The 14,509-nt window shown below is 69.7% G+C and carries 15 protein-coding genes; 4 read left to right on the top strand and 11 right to left on the bottom strand.

Translation table 11 applies throughout. The features are described 5' to 3' along the window. Positions 1-34: 34 nt before the first annotated feature. From VL15_RS33335 to VL15_RS33310, 6 genes are all read right to left on the bottom strand, one after another. On the bottom strand, positions 35-1,078 hold the full coding sequence (locus tag VL15_RS33335) for a ferredoxin--NADP reductase (protein ID WP_048251067.1): 1,044 nt from the start codon (positions 1,076-1,078) through the stop codon (positions 35-37). Positions 1,079-1,088: 10 nt separating this feature from the next. After that, on the bottom strand, positions 1,089-1,316 hold the full coding sequence (locus VL15_RS33330) for a hypothetical protein (protein WP_048251066.1): 228 nt from the start codon (positions 1,314-1,316) through the stop codon (positions 1,089-1,091). Positions 1,317-1,355: 39 nt separating this feature from the next. Then, a complete protein-coding gene (locus VL15_RS33325; protein WP_048251065.1) occupies positions 1,356-1,874 on the bottom strand; it encodes a flavin reductase family protein in 519 nt (172 codons plus the stop codon). Continuing rightward, positions 1,871-3,631 (bottom strand): FAD-dependent oxidoreductase, encoded by a 1,761-nt coding sequence (locus tag VL15_RS33320; RefSeq protein ID WP_048251064.1) that lies wholly within the window; start codon positions 3,629-3,631, stop codon positions 1,871-1,873. Before VL15_RS33320 ends, VL15_RS33325 begins: the two co-directional genes overlap by 4 nt. A gap of 10 nt (positions 3,632-3,641) precedes the next feature. Next, positions 3,642-4,835: an acyl-CoA dehydrogenase family protein gene (locus VL15_RS33315; protein ID WP_048251063.1), complete on the bottom strand. Its 1,194-nt coding sequence runs from the start codon at positions 4,833-4,835 to the stop codon at positions 3,642-3,644. A gap of 166 nt (positions 4,836-5,001) precedes the next feature. Next, positions 5,002-6,141, bottom strand: a complete 1,140-nt coding sequence (locus tag VL15_RS33310) for an LLM class flavin-dependent oxidoreductase (protein WP_011355016.1) — start codon at positions 6,139-6,141, stop codon at positions 5,002-5,004. Positions 6,142-6,401: 260 nt separating this feature from the next. Between VL15_RS33310 and VL15_RS33305 the strand changes: the two genes are divergently transcribed. Further along, on the top strand, positions 6,402-6,752 hold the full coding sequence (locus VL15_RS33305; protein WP_048251062.1) for a VOC family protein: 351 nt from the start codon (positions 6,402-6,404) through the stop codon (positions 6,750-6,752). A 69-nt stretch (positions 6,753-6,821) separates the two neighbouring features. On the opposite strand, the gene VL15_RS33300 is transcribed toward VL15_RS33305, so the two are convergent. Beyond that, a complete protein-coding gene (locus VL15_RS33300) occupies positions 6,822-7,682 on the bottom strand; it encodes a LysR family transcriptional regulator (protein WP_048251061.1) in 861 nt (286 codons plus the stop codon). Positions 7,683-7,841: 159 nt separating this feature from the next. Between VL15_RS33300 and VL15_RS33295 the strand changes: the two genes are divergently transcribed. After that, entirely contained in the window at positions 7,842-9,230 is a 1,389-nt protein-coding gene (locus VL15_RS33295) for a DHA2 family efflux MFS transporter permease subunit (RefSeq protein ID WP_048251060.1), read from the top strand. Positions 9,231-9,239: 9 nt separating this feature from the next. Here VL15_RS33295 and VL15_RS33290 read toward each other — a convergent pair whose 3' ends face one another. Then, positions 9,240-9,620 (bottom strand): DUF4377 domain-containing protein, encoded by a 381-nt coding sequence (locus tag VL15_RS33290; RefSeq protein ID WP_048251059.1) that lies wholly within the window; start codon positions 9,618-9,620, stop codon positions 9,240-9,242. A 228-nt stretch (positions 9,621-9,848) separates the two neighbouring features. Between VL15_RS33290 and VL15_RS33285 the strand changes: the two genes are divergently transcribed. Next, positions 9,849-11,024 carry a helix-turn-helix transcriptional regulator gene (locus VL15_RS33285; RefSeq protein WP_048251058.1) on the top strand — a complete coding sequence of 392 codons (1,176 nt, stop codon included), beginning with the start codon at positions 9,849-9,851 and terminating at the stop codon, positions 11,022-11,024. Between the two features lie 187 nt (positions 11,025-11,211). Beyond that, entirely contained in the window at positions 11,212-12,405 is a 1,194-nt protein-coding gene (locus VL15_RS33280) for a tyrosine-type recombinase/integrase (RefSeq protein ID WP_048251113.1), read from the top strand. 81 nt (positions 12,406-12,486) lie between these two features. On the opposite strand, the gene VL15_RS33275 is transcribed toward VL15_RS33280, so the two are convergent. From VL15_RS33275 to VL15_RS33265, 3 genes are all read right to left on the bottom strand, one after another. After that, positions 12,487-12,885 carry a lysozyme inhibitor LprI family protein gene (locus VL15_RS33275; protein ID WP_080971033.1) on the bottom strand — a complete coding sequence of 133 codons (399 nt, stop codon included), beginning with the start codon at positions 12,883-12,885 and terminating at the stop codon, positions 12,487-12,489. A gap of 188 nt (positions 12,886-13,073) precedes the next feature. Then, positions 13,074-13,292, bottom strand: a complete 219-nt coding sequence (locus VL15_RS33270; RefSeq protein ID WP_048251056.1) for a YXWGXW repeat-containing protein — start codon at positions 13,290-13,292, stop codon at positions 13,074-13,076. Positions 13,293-13,350: 58 nt separating this feature from the next. After that, complete coding sequence (locus tag VL15_RS33265; protein ID WP_048251055.1) at positions 13,351-14,508, bottom strand: DUF1501 domain-containing protein; 1,158 nt, start codon at positions 14,506-14,508, stop codon at positions 13,351-13,353. Position 14,509: the final 1 nt, after the last annotated feature.

Below are 14,509 nucleotides of genomic sequence, written 5' to 3'. Positions count from 1 at the left end.
AGGGTTGCCGTGCGCGCCGCCGGCGCGGCACGGCTCAATCGGGAAACACCACGCGCAGCGCATCGCTCGCGGGCCGCGCGCAACAGGCGAGCGTCCAGCCGGCTGCCATCTCGTCTTCATCGAGCACGTGGTTGCTGTCGAGCGCGACCTCGCCGCGCTCGATCCGGCACATGCACGCGCCGCATTGCCCCATCCGGCAGGAATTCGGCGCCGGTACGCCCGCGCGCAGCATCGCGTCGAGCAGCGTTTCGCCGGGCGCGCTGTCGAACGCGAACGCGTCGCCGTCGAGCACCGTCTCGATCGCCGCGCCGTCGCCGGACGCCGCCGGTGCCGCAGCCGATGCCGCGGTATCGGCCTGCGCTGGTGCATCGGGCAGCGACGCGAACCGCTCGACGTGCACGCGCGTACGCGGCAGCCCGAGGCCGAGCATCGCGGCCAGCGCGTTCTCCATGAACAGCGCGGGGCCGCAGATGAACGTCTCCTGCTGGCTGAACGGCCGCGCGAGTTCCTCGAGATGGCGCTGCTGCGGGATGCCCTGCACGCTGTCGAGCCAGTGGATCACGCGCACGCGGCCCGGATGGCGCTGCGCGAGCTGCTGAAGCTCGTCGCGGAAAATCACCGAGCGCTCGTCGCGGTTCGCATAGATCAGCGTCAGCATCCCGCGCCCGTGCACGAGCGCCGATTTCAGGATCGACAGCACGGGCGTGATGCCGCTGCCGCCCGCGAACAGCAGCAGGTCGCCGTCGAGCGTGCGCGGCGTGAACACGCCGGCCGGCGGCAGCACGTCGAGCGTGTCGCCCGCCTGCACGCGGTCGCACAGCCAGTTCGATGCGCGGCCGTCGCGCACGCGCTTGACGGTGATCTTCGGCGCGGCGTCGATGCCGGGCGCACTCGACAGCGAATAACAGCGCGCGACGGTCGCGTCCGCGCACGGCACGTTCAGCGTCAGGAACTGTCCGGGGCGGTACGCGAATGCGTCGCGCAACGCGGCCGGTACGTCGAACACGAACGAGCACGCGTCGTCGCTTTCGGAAATCACTTCGGCAACGGTCAGCCGGTGGAAGCGCGAATCGCTCATCGCCGGCTCCTCACGCTGTGCCGGCGGGATGGCGGGCGCGCTCGCCGTGGCCGGCTTCGCGACCGGCAACGACCAGCGCCGCGTTCGACGCAAGCGCCGGTGCGACGCACGCGAACGCGTTCAGCACCTGCGATGCCGCACCGCCGAGCATGCTCACGATCTCGCGCGCGGCCGATGCGCCGGCATCGCGCCGGGCCTCGTCAACGTTCGCGGTGGTGCCGTTCAGTCTGCGTGTCATGGTTCGTCTCTTGCGGATGCTGGAAAACCCGTGCGGCCGTCACGCGGCCACGCGGTTCGCGGGTGCGCCGGGTGTCGTGTAGGCGCCGTCGAGATAGACGAGCGGATCGACGTCGCCGCTCATCAGCACCTCGCGGATGCGCCCGATGAACACCGTATGCGTGCCGTATTCGAAGCGGCCGTCCTGCTCGCACACGAAGCTCGCCTGCGAATCGCGCAGATAAGGCACGCCGTGCGGCGACGTGTGCCAGTCGCCGGTCGTGAAGCGCGCTTCGCCCTTCAGGCGGCCGCTGCAGTCGATCGCAATGCCTTCGTGGCGCGCCGACAGCACGTTCACGCAGAACGGCGCGCCCGCATCGAGCGGCGGATACAACGACGCGGTGCGGTTGATGCAGATCAGCAGCGACGGCGGATCGGTCGACAGCGAATCGACCGCCGTCGCGGACATCGAGTAGCGCCGGCCGTCGTGCGCGCTGCTGATGACCGTGACGGAGCGCGCGAGGCGGCGCATCGCGAGCAGCATGTCGGTGCGCAGCGGGTGGGTGGTGAGATCGCTCATGATCGGACTCCGTCAAGTTCAGTCGTGGATGGCCGGGCTGGCCGGCCGCCGGCGTCGGCCGCCTGCGCGGCCAGGTGGTCGGCGGCGATGAAACCGAAGGTCATCGCCGGGCCGAGCGTCGAGCCCGCGCCGGGGTAGCTCGTGCCCATCATCGATGCGCTGGTGTTGCCGATTGCGTAGAGGCCGTCGATCGGCGCGCCGTCGGCGCGCAGCACGCGGGCCAGCGCGTCGGTGACGAGCCCGCCCTTCGTGCCGATATCGCCCGCGTCGATCCGCACCGCGTAGAACGGCGCCTGGTCGACCGGCCCGAGGCACGGGTTCGGCGTGTTCCGCGGATCGCCGTAGTACGTGTCGAACGCGTTGTCGCCCTTGCCGAACGCTTCGTCGATGCCGGTGACCGCGTAGCGCGCCATGTCGCGCAGCGTGTCGTGCAGACCGGCCGCGTCGACGCCGATTCGCGCGGCGAGCGCGTCGATCGTGTCGGCCTTCACCAGCACGTCGCGAAACGCTGCCGGAATCCGCGAATCGGGCATCATCGACGCCGGCATGATCGGCCCGCACGGATACTTGCGGCGAAAACGCGCGTCGAACACCATCCACGCAGGCACGCTCACGCCGGTGCGCGCATGGTCGCGATACATCGCCGGCACGAATTCGGAATACGGCGCGGCCTCGTTGACGAAGCGCTTGCCGAGACGATTGACGATCGCGCAGCCCGGCAGGTTGCGTTCGACGAACAGCGCGCGCTGCTTCTCCTCGCCGCCAACGCCGACCGTCGGCGCGCCCCACACGTGCTCCATCAGCGCCAGCGCGCCGCCGAGCCGGTGGCCTTCGGCGATCGCGTCGCCGGTGTTGGACGGCGGCGTCGCGCTCCACTGCGCCTGCGTCGGTTGCGGCAGGTAGCGCTCGCGCATCGGCTGGTTACGCTCGAAACCGCCCGCGCCGAGGATCACGCCGCGCCGCGCGGCGATCGTCACGGGCTGCCCGAAGCGCTGCGCGCGCACGCCGGTCACGCGGCCGTCCACATCGAGCAGGTCGCGCATCGGCGTGTCGAGCCACACGGGCACGTTGCGGTCGAGCAGCGCGCGGCGCAGCCCGCCGATCAGCGCGTTGCCGAGCGTCAGGCGCCGGTCGCGCCGCGTGCGGCGGCGCATCCCGAGGTCGAGCCAGTAGCGGCCGAATTGCGCGATCGCGAGCTTCATGAAGCCGGGCCCGCGCGAGAACAGCGTGTGCGCCTCCTTCGACGTCACCGCGACACGCCCGCCGATCAGCGTGCCAGGCGACGGCGGCCGCAGCCGGTCGAACTCGTCGCCGAGCAGCCCGCCGTCGAACGGCAGCGGATCGAGTGCGCGATAGCCCGGCATCGCACCCGGCACCTTCTGGAAATAGTCCGCGTACTTCGGCAACGACTGGTAGCGCACGGGCGTCTTCGATTCCAGGTAGCGCAGCATCTGCGGCGCCTGGTCGAGATACGCGTCGAGCTTGTCGGGTGTCGACGCACCGGCCACGCACGCTTCGATATAGCGGCGCGCGGCCTCGCGTGTATCGGTCACGCCGAGCGCCGCGATATGGTGGTTGCACGGCACCCAGATGCCGCCGCCCGATACGGCCGACGTGCCGCCGTACAGCGCCGTCTTCTCGATCACGACGACGGACAGGCCGCGGTCGGCCGCGCGGCACGCGGCGAGCAGCGCGCCCGCGCCCGAACCGACGACCACCACGTCGAACACGTATTGCTGTGCTTGCGGGTCGCTCATCTCGGCCTCGTCAGATGAAGAAGTCGGTGTTCTCGCGGCCGAGCATCACGGCGCCGAGGTTCTGGCCGAAACGGTCCACGTTGTTCGCGTAGTGCGCGCGGGCCGCGTGCAGGTCGAGGAAGCGGCGCACCAGTGGATTGCGGTGGTAGATGCCGTTGCCGCCCGCGTAACGCAGCAGCGCGTTCGCGGCCTGCGCGCAGCGCTCGGCGACCTGCGCGGACTGGTAGCGGAAATGCACGCGGCGCTCGATCGACACGGCCGGGCCGCCGGTGACGGATGCCATCAGTTCGGCGAAATTGCGTTTGAGCACCACCTTCATCTCATCGATCGCGACGGCCGCGTTCGCGCACGCGTTCTGCGCGCCCGGATCGTCGGTCGTCTTCGCGCCGCTGTTCGCGGACACCCGCGTCGCCGCATAGCCGGTGAAATCGTCGAGTGCGCCCTGCAGCGCGCCGATGCACGACGTGCACACCGCGCGCACGAAGATCTGCGCGAACGGCAGCTTGAACAGCGGCGCATCGTTCACCGCGAGGCCGGGGCTCGTGCCCATCATCCCGTCGATCGCCTTGTGCGTGCGGTACGCGGGCACGAACACGTCGTCGACGACAATGTCGTGGCTGCCGGTCGCGCGCAGGCCGAGCACGTCCCAGTCCTGCTGGATCCGGTAGTCGGATTTCGGCAGCAGGAAGGTCCGGTATTCGGGCGGCTGGCCGGCAACGGCTGCCGGCACCAGCGCGCCGAGGAACACCCATTCGCACAGTTCGCTGCCGCTCGAGAACTTCCAGTGGCCCGACAGGCGGAAACCGCCGTCGACCGGCGTCACGCGGCCGACCGGCATGTAGGTCGACGCGATCAGCGTCGCCGGGTCGTTGCCCCACACATCCTGCTGCGCGCGCTCGTCGAACAGCGCGAGCTGCCAGTTGTGCACGCCGACGACGCCGTACACCCACGCGGTCGACATGCAGCCGCGCGCGAGCGCCATCTGGATGTCGAAGAAGGTCTGCGGATCGAGCTCGTAGCCGCCGTAGCGCTTCGGCTGCAGCACCTTGAAGAAGCCGGCGGCCTGCATGTCGGCGATCGTCTCGGCCGGGATGCGGCCCTGCGCTTCCGCCTGCGCGGCACGGCCGGCCAGCGTCGGCGCAAGCGCCTCGGCCCGGGCGATCAGCGTGGCGGCCAGTGCGTTCGTATCGTTGTCGCGATGCACGAATGTCTCCTGTGGAACGGAGCGTGCGCCGCGGCGCCTGCTCCGGTCTCTCTCAAAGTTGTTCGTCGCGGCCCGCGCCGCGAGCGATGGGTCCTGCCGCCGATGGTCGGCGTCGCGCGCCCGCGCCGCATCGTCCGAAGGGACGACGGGCGCGGCGCGGCCGGCCTTACGCGCAGGCCCGTTCCTTCTCCTTGTTGAAGAACGGGATCACGTGCTCGCCGATGTTGCGGATCGTCTCCATCTGCGCTTCATGCGGCACCGTGCCCATCTGGCACAGGAACAGCACTTCGTCGACGCCAGCTTCCTGCAGGCGGCCGACGTAGCCGATGCAGTCGTCCACCGTGCCGTACGCGTGGTTCGGGTTCATCATCGCGAGCGCCGGATCGGCGAAGTTCACGACGACTTCCTCCGACGCGAAGCGCGAGCGGATCACCATCTCGCCGGTGTCGGCCTGCACGAGGTCGTCGCCCCACTTCGCCGGGTCCGGCCGCTCGCCGCCCGTGTACCAGTACGCGAGCGATTCCATGAAATAGCGCTGGCCGCGAATGCCGATCTTGCGGGCCGCCTGGCCGTCGGCCATCACGACCGTCGGGCACAGCGCCGCGAGGTGCTGGGTCGGGCGGAAGCCGACCTGGTCTTCCGGCTTGCGGTTCGCCCACGCTTCGCGGTACACCGCGTTTTTCTTCGCGACTTCGTCGGGGCCGCCGAAACCGAGCACCAGCGCGCCCATCCCGCGCTGGCCGGCGCGCAGCAGCGCGTCGGTGTTCGTGCACGCGAGATACATCGGCGGGTGCGGATCCTGGAACGGCTTCGGGTGGATCGGGCGCTTCGGGATCTTGATGTACTTGCCGTCGTGCTCGATCTCGTCCTGCACGAACATCTTCGGCACCAGGTACATCGACTCGTCGATCATCGGCTGCAGTTCGTTGAGGTCGTAGCCGAACGCGCCCGCTTCCTGCTGGCTGCCGCCCTTGCCGACGCCGAAGTGCACGCGGCCGCCCGACAGGATGTCGAGCAGCGCGACGCGCTCGGCGACCTTGATCGGGTGATTCATCGCCGGCGGCAGGCACACGACGCCGTGGCCGAGGCCGATGCGCGTCGTGCGGCCGGCCAGGTACGCAAGGAAGGTTTCCGGCGCGCTCATGTGCGCATAGTTGGTCAGCGACGTGTGCTCCACGCACCAGATCGTGTCGAAGCCGACCTGCTCGGCGAGCAGCGCCTGTTCGACCGTCTCCTTGAACACCCGGTGGTCGCCCTCGCGCGATGCGTCGGTGGTCTGGGCTTCGTAGATGAGGGAAAACTTCATTGCGTGCGTCTCCATGTTTGTTGGACGAGTCGGGGTCGTGCGGCCCGCCCGCACGATACGGACCAATAGCGACGGTCCACGAATGGGAGTGTCGGCGCGCGGGCGGGCGCGGGCATCGTCTGTTTGGAGTAACGGCATGCCTGCGGGGACAGAGGGGTTTCACGGTCATCCGATCGGACTGCGTGAGCGCGCGAACGGCGCGCTAGCATCGAGCGGCGGCGCATTGCACGCCGCCCACATCAAGACAAGGGAGATCCGGGATGAAGGTATCGATGCTGCTGTATCCGGTCGACGACATCGACACGGCGTTGCCGCTGTTCGTCGACGGGCTGGGCCTGACCGTGAAGTTCCGCGACGGCGACCGCTATTGCGCGCTCGACGGCGGCCCGCTGACGATCGCGCTGGTGGCCGGCGACGAGCAGATCGTCGAGCGCGCGGCGCTCACGCTGCGCGTCGACGAGGACGACGATCTGTATGCGGCGATGGCGCGGGTCGTGAAGGCCGGCGCATCGGTGCGCGTGCCCGTGCAGGCCGGGCCGCACGAATTTCGCGCGGTGCTGGAGGACAAGAACGGCGCGCTGCTCGTGATTTCGCAGAAACGGTCGGCATGACGATGCGCGGTGCGGGCACCGGATGCGCGCGGATCACGCGTGGCAGGTGCGGCAGACGCGGCAGGCGCGCTATGCGTCCGCGCCCGATGCGCGCAGGTCGCTGGTCTCCAGCAGTTCGAGCAGCGTGCCGGCCGGCTGGCTGAGCCGCTTCGCGGCCAGCGCGATGAATTCGACGTCGGGCAGCACGGGCAGCCCGTCGCCGTTCACGGGCGGCGCCAGGCCGCGCGCCGACAGATACTGGGATGTCGCGGTGAGCCCCAGCCCGGCACGGGCGGCCGCGATGCAGCCCGGCTGGCTGCTGCTCGAACAGACGACCTCCCAGCCGATCCCCTTTTCCGCGAGCGCATTCAGCACGACCGCGCGCGTGACGCTCGGCTCGGCGACCAGCACGAGCGGCAGCGGCCGCTCCAGATCGACGACGGTGCCGGGCCGCGCGACCCATTCGAGCCGCGCGCGCAACAACGGCGTGCCGCGCCGCTCGCCGAGTCGCCGCTTGCCGACCATCAGGTCGAGCGCGCCCGCGTCCATCAGTTCGTAGAGCCGGCTCGTCATGCCGGTCGTGATCTCCAGCGCAACGTCGGGGTGCGCGGCGCGGAACGCCGCGAGCACGTCCGGCAGCGCGACGAGCGCGAGATCGTCCGACGCGCCGAGACGCACGCGCCCCTGCAGCCGCGGCTTGCGGAACTGCGATTCCGCGCGGTTCAGCGCCTGCAGTATTACGTTCGCATGCACGAGCAGCGCCTCGCCGTCGGCCGTCATCGCGATCGAATGCGTGTCGCGCACGAACAGCCGCCGGCCGACGCTCTCTTCGAGGCGACGGATGTGTTCGCTGACGCTCGACTGGTTGAGCCCGAGCTGCCGGCCTGCTTCGGTGAAGCTGCGGCAGTTCGTGACGGTCGCGAACGTCTTGAGCCAGACGGGATTGAGCATCCCGCATTGTCATCGGCATAAACGATGACAGTCAATGTCTTCAGGCGGCTTCCCGATGACCATCGGAATCGGTACCATCGAGCGCTTGTAGACCGGCAGGCGCCGCGCGACCGCGCAGCGGCGCCGCCCGCGCCGGGCTTTCGCACCACCCATTTCGCCATGTCCCGGGAACCCACTCACTCCGTGCTGCTCTGGATCGTCGCCGCTGCGTTCTTCATGCAGTCGCTCGACACGACGATCGTCAACACCGCGCTGCCTTCGATCGCGCAAAGCCTGCACGCGTCGCCGCTTGCGATGCAACCCGTCGTGGTCGCCTACACGCTGATGATGGCGATGCTCACGCCGGCGTCCGGCTGGCTCGCCGACCGGTTCGGCACGCGCCGCGTGTTCTCGGTCGCGATCCTCGTGTTCGTGCTCGCGTCGATCGGCTGCGCGGCGTCGCATACGCTCGGCCAGCTCGTCGTCGCGCGCGCCGTGCAGGGTATCGGCGGCTCGATGCTGCTGCCGATCGGGCGGCTCGCCGTGCTGCGCCGCGTGCCGGGCGAACAGTACGTCGCAGCGATCGCATTCGTGTCGATCGCCGGCCAGCTCGGCCCGATCGTCGGGCCGACGCTCGGCGGCTGGCTCACGCAGGCGATTTCATGGCACTGGGTGTTCATCGTCAACGTGCCGGTCGGCGTCGTCGGCTACGTCGCCGTGCAGCGCTACCTGCCGCACGACCAGGCCAAGCAGCCGCCGCCGTTCGACTTCGTCGGCTGCGCGCTGTTGTCGGTCGCGATGATCGCGCTGTCGCTCGCGATCGACCCGCCGATGTCCGCGCACCGCGCCGCCTGGGCGGCCGGGCTCGCCGTGCTCGGGCTGGCGAGCGCGCTGGCGTACCTGCCGCACGCGCGGCGGCGCGCGCAGCCGCTGTTCCGGCTCGGGCTGTTCCGCGAGCCGAACTTCGGTTCGGGGCTGCTCGGCAACCTGCTGTGCCGGATCGGCACGAGTTCGGTGCCGTTCATGCTGCCGCTGCTGATGCAGGTGCAGCTCGGCTATACGCCGCTGCAGTCGGGGCTGATGATGCTGCCGGCCGCGATCGCGGGCGTCATCGCGAAACGCTGGATCGCGCCGCTCGTGAAGCGCTTCGGCTACGCGGCGTTTCTCGTCGTGAATACGGGGATCGTCGGTTGCGCGATTGCGGGGTTCGCGCTGGTGTCGGCGCGGCCCGCGCCGGTGCTGGAGATCGTGCTGCTGATCGTGTTCGGCACCGCGAACTCGATGCAGTTCGCGGCGATGAACGGCGTGACGCTCAAGGGGCTGTCGCATGCCGACGCCGGCAGCGGCAACAGCCTGTTCACGATGATGCAGATGCTGGCGATGGGGCTCGGCGTGTCGATCGGCGGCGGCCTCGTCAACCTGTTCGCCGCCTATTGGGGCTCGATGGCGCACGGGTTCATGCTGTCGTTCGCGTGCATGGGCGTGGTCACGCTGCTGTCGTCCGTCGTGTTCCGGCGGATCGATACGGCCGCGCCGCCGCGTGCGGTGGCGTCGCGGCCGTCCGTGTGAGCGCGGCCGTCAGTTCGCCTGGCGGCGCTCGACGACGCGCTTGAGCACCCAGCGGATCGACGAGCCGTCGGCCGGCGGCTGCACGACGGGGTATTCGTCGATTTCGAGCGTGTACAGGTAACCAGGCTGGTATGCGAAACCTTCGATGCCCGCGTACCACAGGCTCCACGGCTCGCTCGGGCTGCTGCGCACCTGCAGGCATTCCATCGGCGCGACGCCCGTGCAGCGCGCGGATTGCGGCGCGACATAGACGGTCCTGGTCACCGGCCGGCCGTCGGCCGGGCGGGCCGCGTTCGAGGCCGTGACGGCCGCGTTGGTCTGGCATCCGGCGAGGAGCGTGCTGCCGGCAATGACGGCCGCGCCGAGCAGCGTTCTGGATTGGCGAATCATCTGATGTTCCTCTGGGAGCGTTAGAGGGCCGATTAGACGGCCCGCGCGGCGAGAAAGTTAACAAATAGCTTACAGAAGAGAAGCGAATCACCCCCCTCATTCGTGCGATGTGGCGCGCACGCCGACACGTTACCGTGTTCCGGTTCAGCCGCGCGCCTCGCCGCCGGCGGTCCGCACGTGCACGCCGGGCGCCTTGCGACCGGGCGGCCGCAACAGGAGACAACCCGAATGACCACGGCGCCCGCGGCCCTTCCGCCGCACCTTGCCCAATCGAAACTGACGCTCGAGCAATTCGACGCGCTGCTCACGAGAATCTACGAGGGCCCGCTGGAAGACGTGCCGTGGGGCGGCGCGCTGGAGCAGATCCGCGCGCATCTGCATGCGAACTACGTGACGATGATCCTGCGCTGGCCCGCCAGCGGCCATGCGGGGCTGATGATCAATGCGTCCGACCACAGTGCGCCGCTGCCGGGTGTCGCGTCGTACAACAACTACTATTACGCGCTCGATCCGTTCGTGAACCTGCCGACCGATCGCGTCGTCACCGTCGACGAGCTGCTCGGCGTCGGCGTCTGGCGCAACAGCGCGATGTATGCCGAGTTCCTGAAACCGCTCGACGTCGGTTATCTGATGGGCGCCGACCTGCGCACGCATGACGGCGTCGAATGCCGTTTCCGCGTGTGCCGTTCGCATCGCGGCGCCGCGTTCTCCGCGACCGACAAGGCCGCCTGCAACGCGCTGCTGCCGCATCTGAAGCGCGCGGTGCGGCTGCACGCGAAGTTCGGGATGGTCGAATCCGAGCGCACGCTGTATGCGAGCACGATCGACCGCATGCTCGTCGGCACCGCGATTCTCGACGAGCGCGGCACGATCATGAAGACCAATTCCGTCGCGGACGAGATCTTCGCCGAATGCGACGGCCTGCGCGTGCGCGGCGGCGCGCTCGAAGCGTCGTATCCGCTGGAGGACCGCAAGCTGCAGAAGCTGATCCGCCAGGTGCTCGCGGAACGCGCGGGCGGCGTGCCGTCGGTCGTGCAGGCGATCGCGGTGCCGCGCCCGTCCGGCAAGCCGCGGCTCGGCGTGCTGATCCGCGCGGTGCCGTTGAGCGAATGGTCGGAGGACAATCCGCGCCGGCCGGCGTGCGCGGTGTTCATCCGCGATGCCGAACGCAAGTCGCAGGCGTCGCACGACATCGTGCGCAAGCTGTTCGACCTCACTCCGGCCGAAACCGCGCTGGCGCTCGCGCTCGTCAACGGGCAGACGCTCGAGGAAGCGGCCGACGAACTCGCGATCAGCAAGAACACCGCGCGCTCGCATTTGCGCGCGATTTTTTCGAAGACGGGGGTGACGCGGCAGGCGACGCTCGTGCGAACGTTGTTGAATAGCGTGCTGTCGCTGGGGTGACGCGTTCGTGCCGCGCGATACGTTCGTCGCGCAGTCATGCCGCTCATGTTGCCGGTCTAGCGAGCGCCGTCGACGACCGATTCACCGCATGACGATCGTGTACCATCAGCGCTTCCCGATACGCTTCGTCGCGCTGCGTTCGTCCGCCCGACCACGCCCGCGCGGCACGCACTGCGCCACCCTCCGCATGACCTCACCCGTTCCGTCCGACGCCGCGCTGCGCCCGCTGCCGATCGATACGCTGACCGTGCCGGCCGCGCTCGACGGACGCGCGGGCACCAACCGCTCGAGCAGCGCGCACCCGCAGATTGCCGCGACCAACGACCTCGACGCCGTGCGCGCATGGCTCGCGCGTTTCGTCGATACGCCGACCACGTTCCAGAACTACCGCAAGGAAGCCGAGCGCCTGCTGCTGTGGGCCGTGATCGCATGCGGCAAGCCGCTGTCGTCGCTCACGCACGAGGATCTCGTCGTCTACAGGCAGTTCCTGCTCGCGCCCGCGCCGGCCGACCTGTGGTGCGCGAACGGCGGCCGCAAGCATCCGCGCGACGATCCGCGCTGGCGGCCGTTCTACGGGCCGCTGTCGGCGGCCAGCCAGCGGCAGGCGCTGGTGATCCTCAACGTGATGTTCTCGTGGCTCGTGCAGGCCGGCTATCTGGCCGGCAATCCACTCGCGTTGTCGCGGCAGCGGCAACGCCGGCCCGCGCCGCGCGTCACGCGCCATCTCGGGCAACCGCTGTGGCAGTCGGTCAAGGACGCGATCGCCGCGATGCCGCGCGACGACGCGCGTGCATGCTTCCATGCGGATCGCGCGCGCTGGCTGTTCACGCTGCTGTATCTCGGCGGGCTGCGCATCACCGAAGCGGCCGACACGACGATGGGCCAGTTCTTCTGCCGGCGCGACGCGAACGGGCACGACCGCTGGTGGCTGGACGTGACGGGCAAAGGCGGCCGGCAGCGGCTCGTGCCGGCCACCGACGAAATGATGGCCGAGCTGTCGCGCTACCGGCGCGCGCACGGCCTGCCCGCGCTGCCGTCCGACGGCGAGCCCACGCCGCTCGTGCTGCCGGTCGGCCAGGCGCGCAAACCGCTCACGCGTGCGGCGCTGCACCGGATCGTCAAGCAGGTGTTCCAGCACGCGGCCGACCGGCTGCGCGCGAACGGCGCGGCCGGCGACGAACAGGCGCGCGTGCTCGAACAGGCGTCCGCGCACTGGCTGCGCCACAGCGCGGGCTCGCATATGGCCGACGGCCGCGTCGACCTGCGGCTCGTACGCGACAACCTCGGCCACGCATCGCTCACGACGACGAGCCAGTACCTGCACGCGGACGACGACTGGCGCCATCGCGAGACGGAGGAGAAGCACCGGATCGGGTGGTAGATAGCAGACGCTCCGCGTGCTGCGCGCGAATGCGTGTCGCCGATGTCGATGTCGACGCCGGCCCGTGTTTCGTCCCGGTGCTCAGTGGACGAGTTCGAGTCCGCCAAGACCGCCGTTGCTGCGGCACTTCGCGCGGTCGCTTTCCACCGGTACGTCGATCTGGCCGCACAACACGTCGATGCGCTTGCGGTAACTGTCGATCAGGCACTGCGTCGTCGTGCAGCGGTTGCGCGCCTTCAGCCATACCTTCTGGCTCGCGACGAACTGGTGATATTCGGGCGGATCCTCGACCGGATAATTGGCGAAATCGTCGACGACGTGCTTGTAATCCGCGTTGAGCGCATCGTCGAGACGCGACAACGCCGGATTGCCGCAGATTTCGCGCTCCACGAACGTGGACGCCTTCGCGCAGTCGAACGACGCAGCCTGCGCGCCGGTCATGCCGGCCGCGACGGCCAGTGCAACGAGCCATGCCTTCATGTGGGTGCCGTAGAAAAAACGGCGGCCGCGCATCGGCTCGCCGTGATGGACGAACGGGAATGCCCGCCGTCGAATGCCCGTCGCCGGGATTCGGAAGCTTAGGCCAATGCGCATCGCGGTTCAATACGCCGCCCTGCTTCCCGGCACCCGCGCCGCACGGCACGCGGCACGCGGCACGTCACGCCCGATCAGTACACGGCCACCCAGTGCCCGGGCACCCATGCCCAGTGATTGCCGGCCCAGCGGTAATGCCCCTTTGCCCAGCGATAACCCGGTGCCGGCGGTGGCGGCGGCACCTCGGCGACGGGCGCCGGCTGCGGTGGCCGCACGGGTTCGACCACGCATGCGGACATCAGCGCGGCACTCACGCTCACCAGCACGGCAAGCGAAACGGATCGGAGCTTCATCTTCGATTCTCCCTGTTGTGTCATCGGTCGACGGGGACGAACGCGGCAACGCGCCGCGTCACGCAACCCCGCGGATCAGGCCGGTCATCGGCCGCGTCTCGCCGCTTTCCGCGAACAGCGCGGACGCGGTGCGGCGGGGATCGAGCCGCAGGCTTTCGGCGGCCGCCCCCGAGATCAGCGCATCGAGCGACGCGGTCGGTTTCAGGTCGCGCCCTTCGTACAGGTCGCCGGGCCGCAGCCCCGGCCAGTCGGCGATCACACGACCGCCCGCGACCGCGCCGCCAGCGAGCATCGCGACCGACGCCTGCCCGTGATCGGTGCCGCCCGTGCCGTTCACCGCGGCCGTGCGGCCGAACTCGGTCGCAACCAGCACCGTGGTGTGCTGCCACGCGGGGCCGAGGCCGTCGCGCAGCGCGGCGAGCATGGTGTCGAGCGCTTTCAACTGATTCGCGAGGCGCGCGTTCTGCGCGCTGTGCGTGTCCCAGCCGCCCGTCTCGATCATCGCGATCCGCGGGCCGTCGTCGCGCGCGAGGAAGGTCGCCGCGAGCTTGCCGACGCCCGCCGGATCCTGCCGCGCGTGCGCATCGCCGGCGAGGCCGCGTGCGTCCATCGCCGACTGCCACAGCGGGCCGAGCTGCGTGTCGGCCTCGTAGAGCGCCGACACGCGCGCGAGCAGGTCGTCCGGTGCGGCCGGCAAACCGGACGGCGCATACGACGCGGCCTGCACGGTGCCGCGCAACGCGAGCGGCACGGTCGGCGCGAACGCGATCGCGCTTTCGCGCGTCGCCGGCAGCAGCGCGGCGAGCCGGTTCAGCCAGCCGTCCTTCACCTGGTATGGCGCGCGGCCGCCCGTCTCGAGCACGTTCTGGCCGTCGAAATGCGAACGGTCGCGATACGGCGACGCGATCGCGTGGACGAACAGCGCCTGCCCGTCGCGGTACAACTGCGCGGTCTGCGCGAGCGACGGATGCAGCGCGAACGTGCCGTCGAGCCGCGTCGCGGCCGACGTATCGATCGCGAGTGCACCGCGCAGCGACGCATACGCCGGTTCCGCATACGGGACGACGATGTTCAGGCCGTCAGCTGCGCCGCGCTGGATCACGAACACGAAGCGCCGGTCGGTCGCGACGTTCGCGAACACGATCCGCGGCGCGACGAGGATCGCGCCTGCGCCGGCGGCGGCGACGCTGAGGAATTGTCGGCGGGACAGTGCCATG

The sequence above is a fragment of the Burkholderia cepacia genome (genome assembly GCF_001039005.1).
GTDB classification, from domain to species: domain Bacteria; phylum Pseudomonadota; class Gammaproteobacteria; order Burkholderiales; family Burkholderiaceae; genus Burkholderia; species Burkholderia theae.
This window is presented reverse-complemented; position numbering and strand designations above follow the sequence as displayed.

What these genes read in the sequence shown, in the direction of transcription:
- VL15_RS33335 (WP_048251067.1), bottom strand. Translation starts at nt 1,078, where the DNA reads ATGAGCGATTCGCGCTTCCACCGGCTGACCGTTGCCGAAGTGATTTCC.
- VL15_RS33330 (WP_048251066.1), bottom strand. Translation starts at nt 1,316, where the DNA reads ATGACACGCAGACTGAACGGCACCACCGCGAACGTTGACGAGGCCCGG.
- VL15_RS33325 (WP_048251065.1), bottom strand. Translation starts at nt 1,874, where the DNA reads ATGAGCGATCTCACCACCCACCCGCTGCGCACCGACATGCTGCTCGCG.
- VL15_RS33320 (WP_048251064.1), bottom strand. Translation starts at nt 3,631, where the DNA reads ATGAGCGACCCGCAAGCACAGCAATACGTGTTCGACGTGGTGGTCGTC.
- VL15_RS33310 (WP_011355016.1), bottom strand. Translation starts at nt 6,141, where the DNA reads ATGAAGTTTTCCCTCATCTACGAAGCCCAGACCACCGACGCATCGCGC.
- VL15_RS33305 (WP_048251062.1), top strand. Translation starts at nt 6,402, where the DNA reads ATGAAGGTATCGATGCTGCTGTATCCGGTCGACGACATCGACACGGCG.
- VL15_RS33300 (WP_048251061.1), bottom strand. Translation starts at nt 7,682, where the DNA reads ATGCTCAATCCCGTCTGGCTCAAGACGTTCGCGACCGTCACGAACTGC.
- VL15_RS33295 (WP_048251060.1), top strand. Translation starts at nt 7,842, where the DNA reads ATGTCCCGGGAACCCACTCACTCCGTGCTGCTCTGGATCGTCGCCGCT.
- VL15_RS33290 (WP_048251059.1), bottom strand. Translation starts at nt 9,620, where the DNA reads ATGATTCGCCAATCCAGAACGCTGCTCGGCGCGGCCGTCATTGCCGGC.
- VL15_RS33285 (WP_048251058.1), top strand. Translation starts at nt 9,849, where the DNA reads ATGACCACGGCGCCCGCGGCCCTTCCGCCGCACCTTGCCCAATCGAAA.
- VL15_RS33280 (WP_048251113.1), top strand. Translation starts at nt 11,212, where the DNA reads ATGACCTCACCCGTTCCGTCCGACGCCGCGCTGCGCCCGCTGCCGATC.
- VL15_RS33275 (WP_080971033.1), bottom strand. Translation starts at nt 12,885, where the DNA reads ATGAAGGCATGGCTCGTTGCACTGGCCGTCGCGGCCGGCATGACCGGC.
- VL15_RS33270 (WP_048251056.1), bottom strand. Translation starts at nt 13,292, where the DNA reads ATGAAGCTCCGATCCGTTTCGCTTGCCGTGCTGGTGAGCGTGAGTGCC.
- VL15_RS33265 (WP_048251055.1), bottom strand. Translation starts at nt 14,508, where the DNA reads ATGGCACTGTCCCGCCGACAATTCCTCAGCGTCGCCGCCGCCGGCGCA.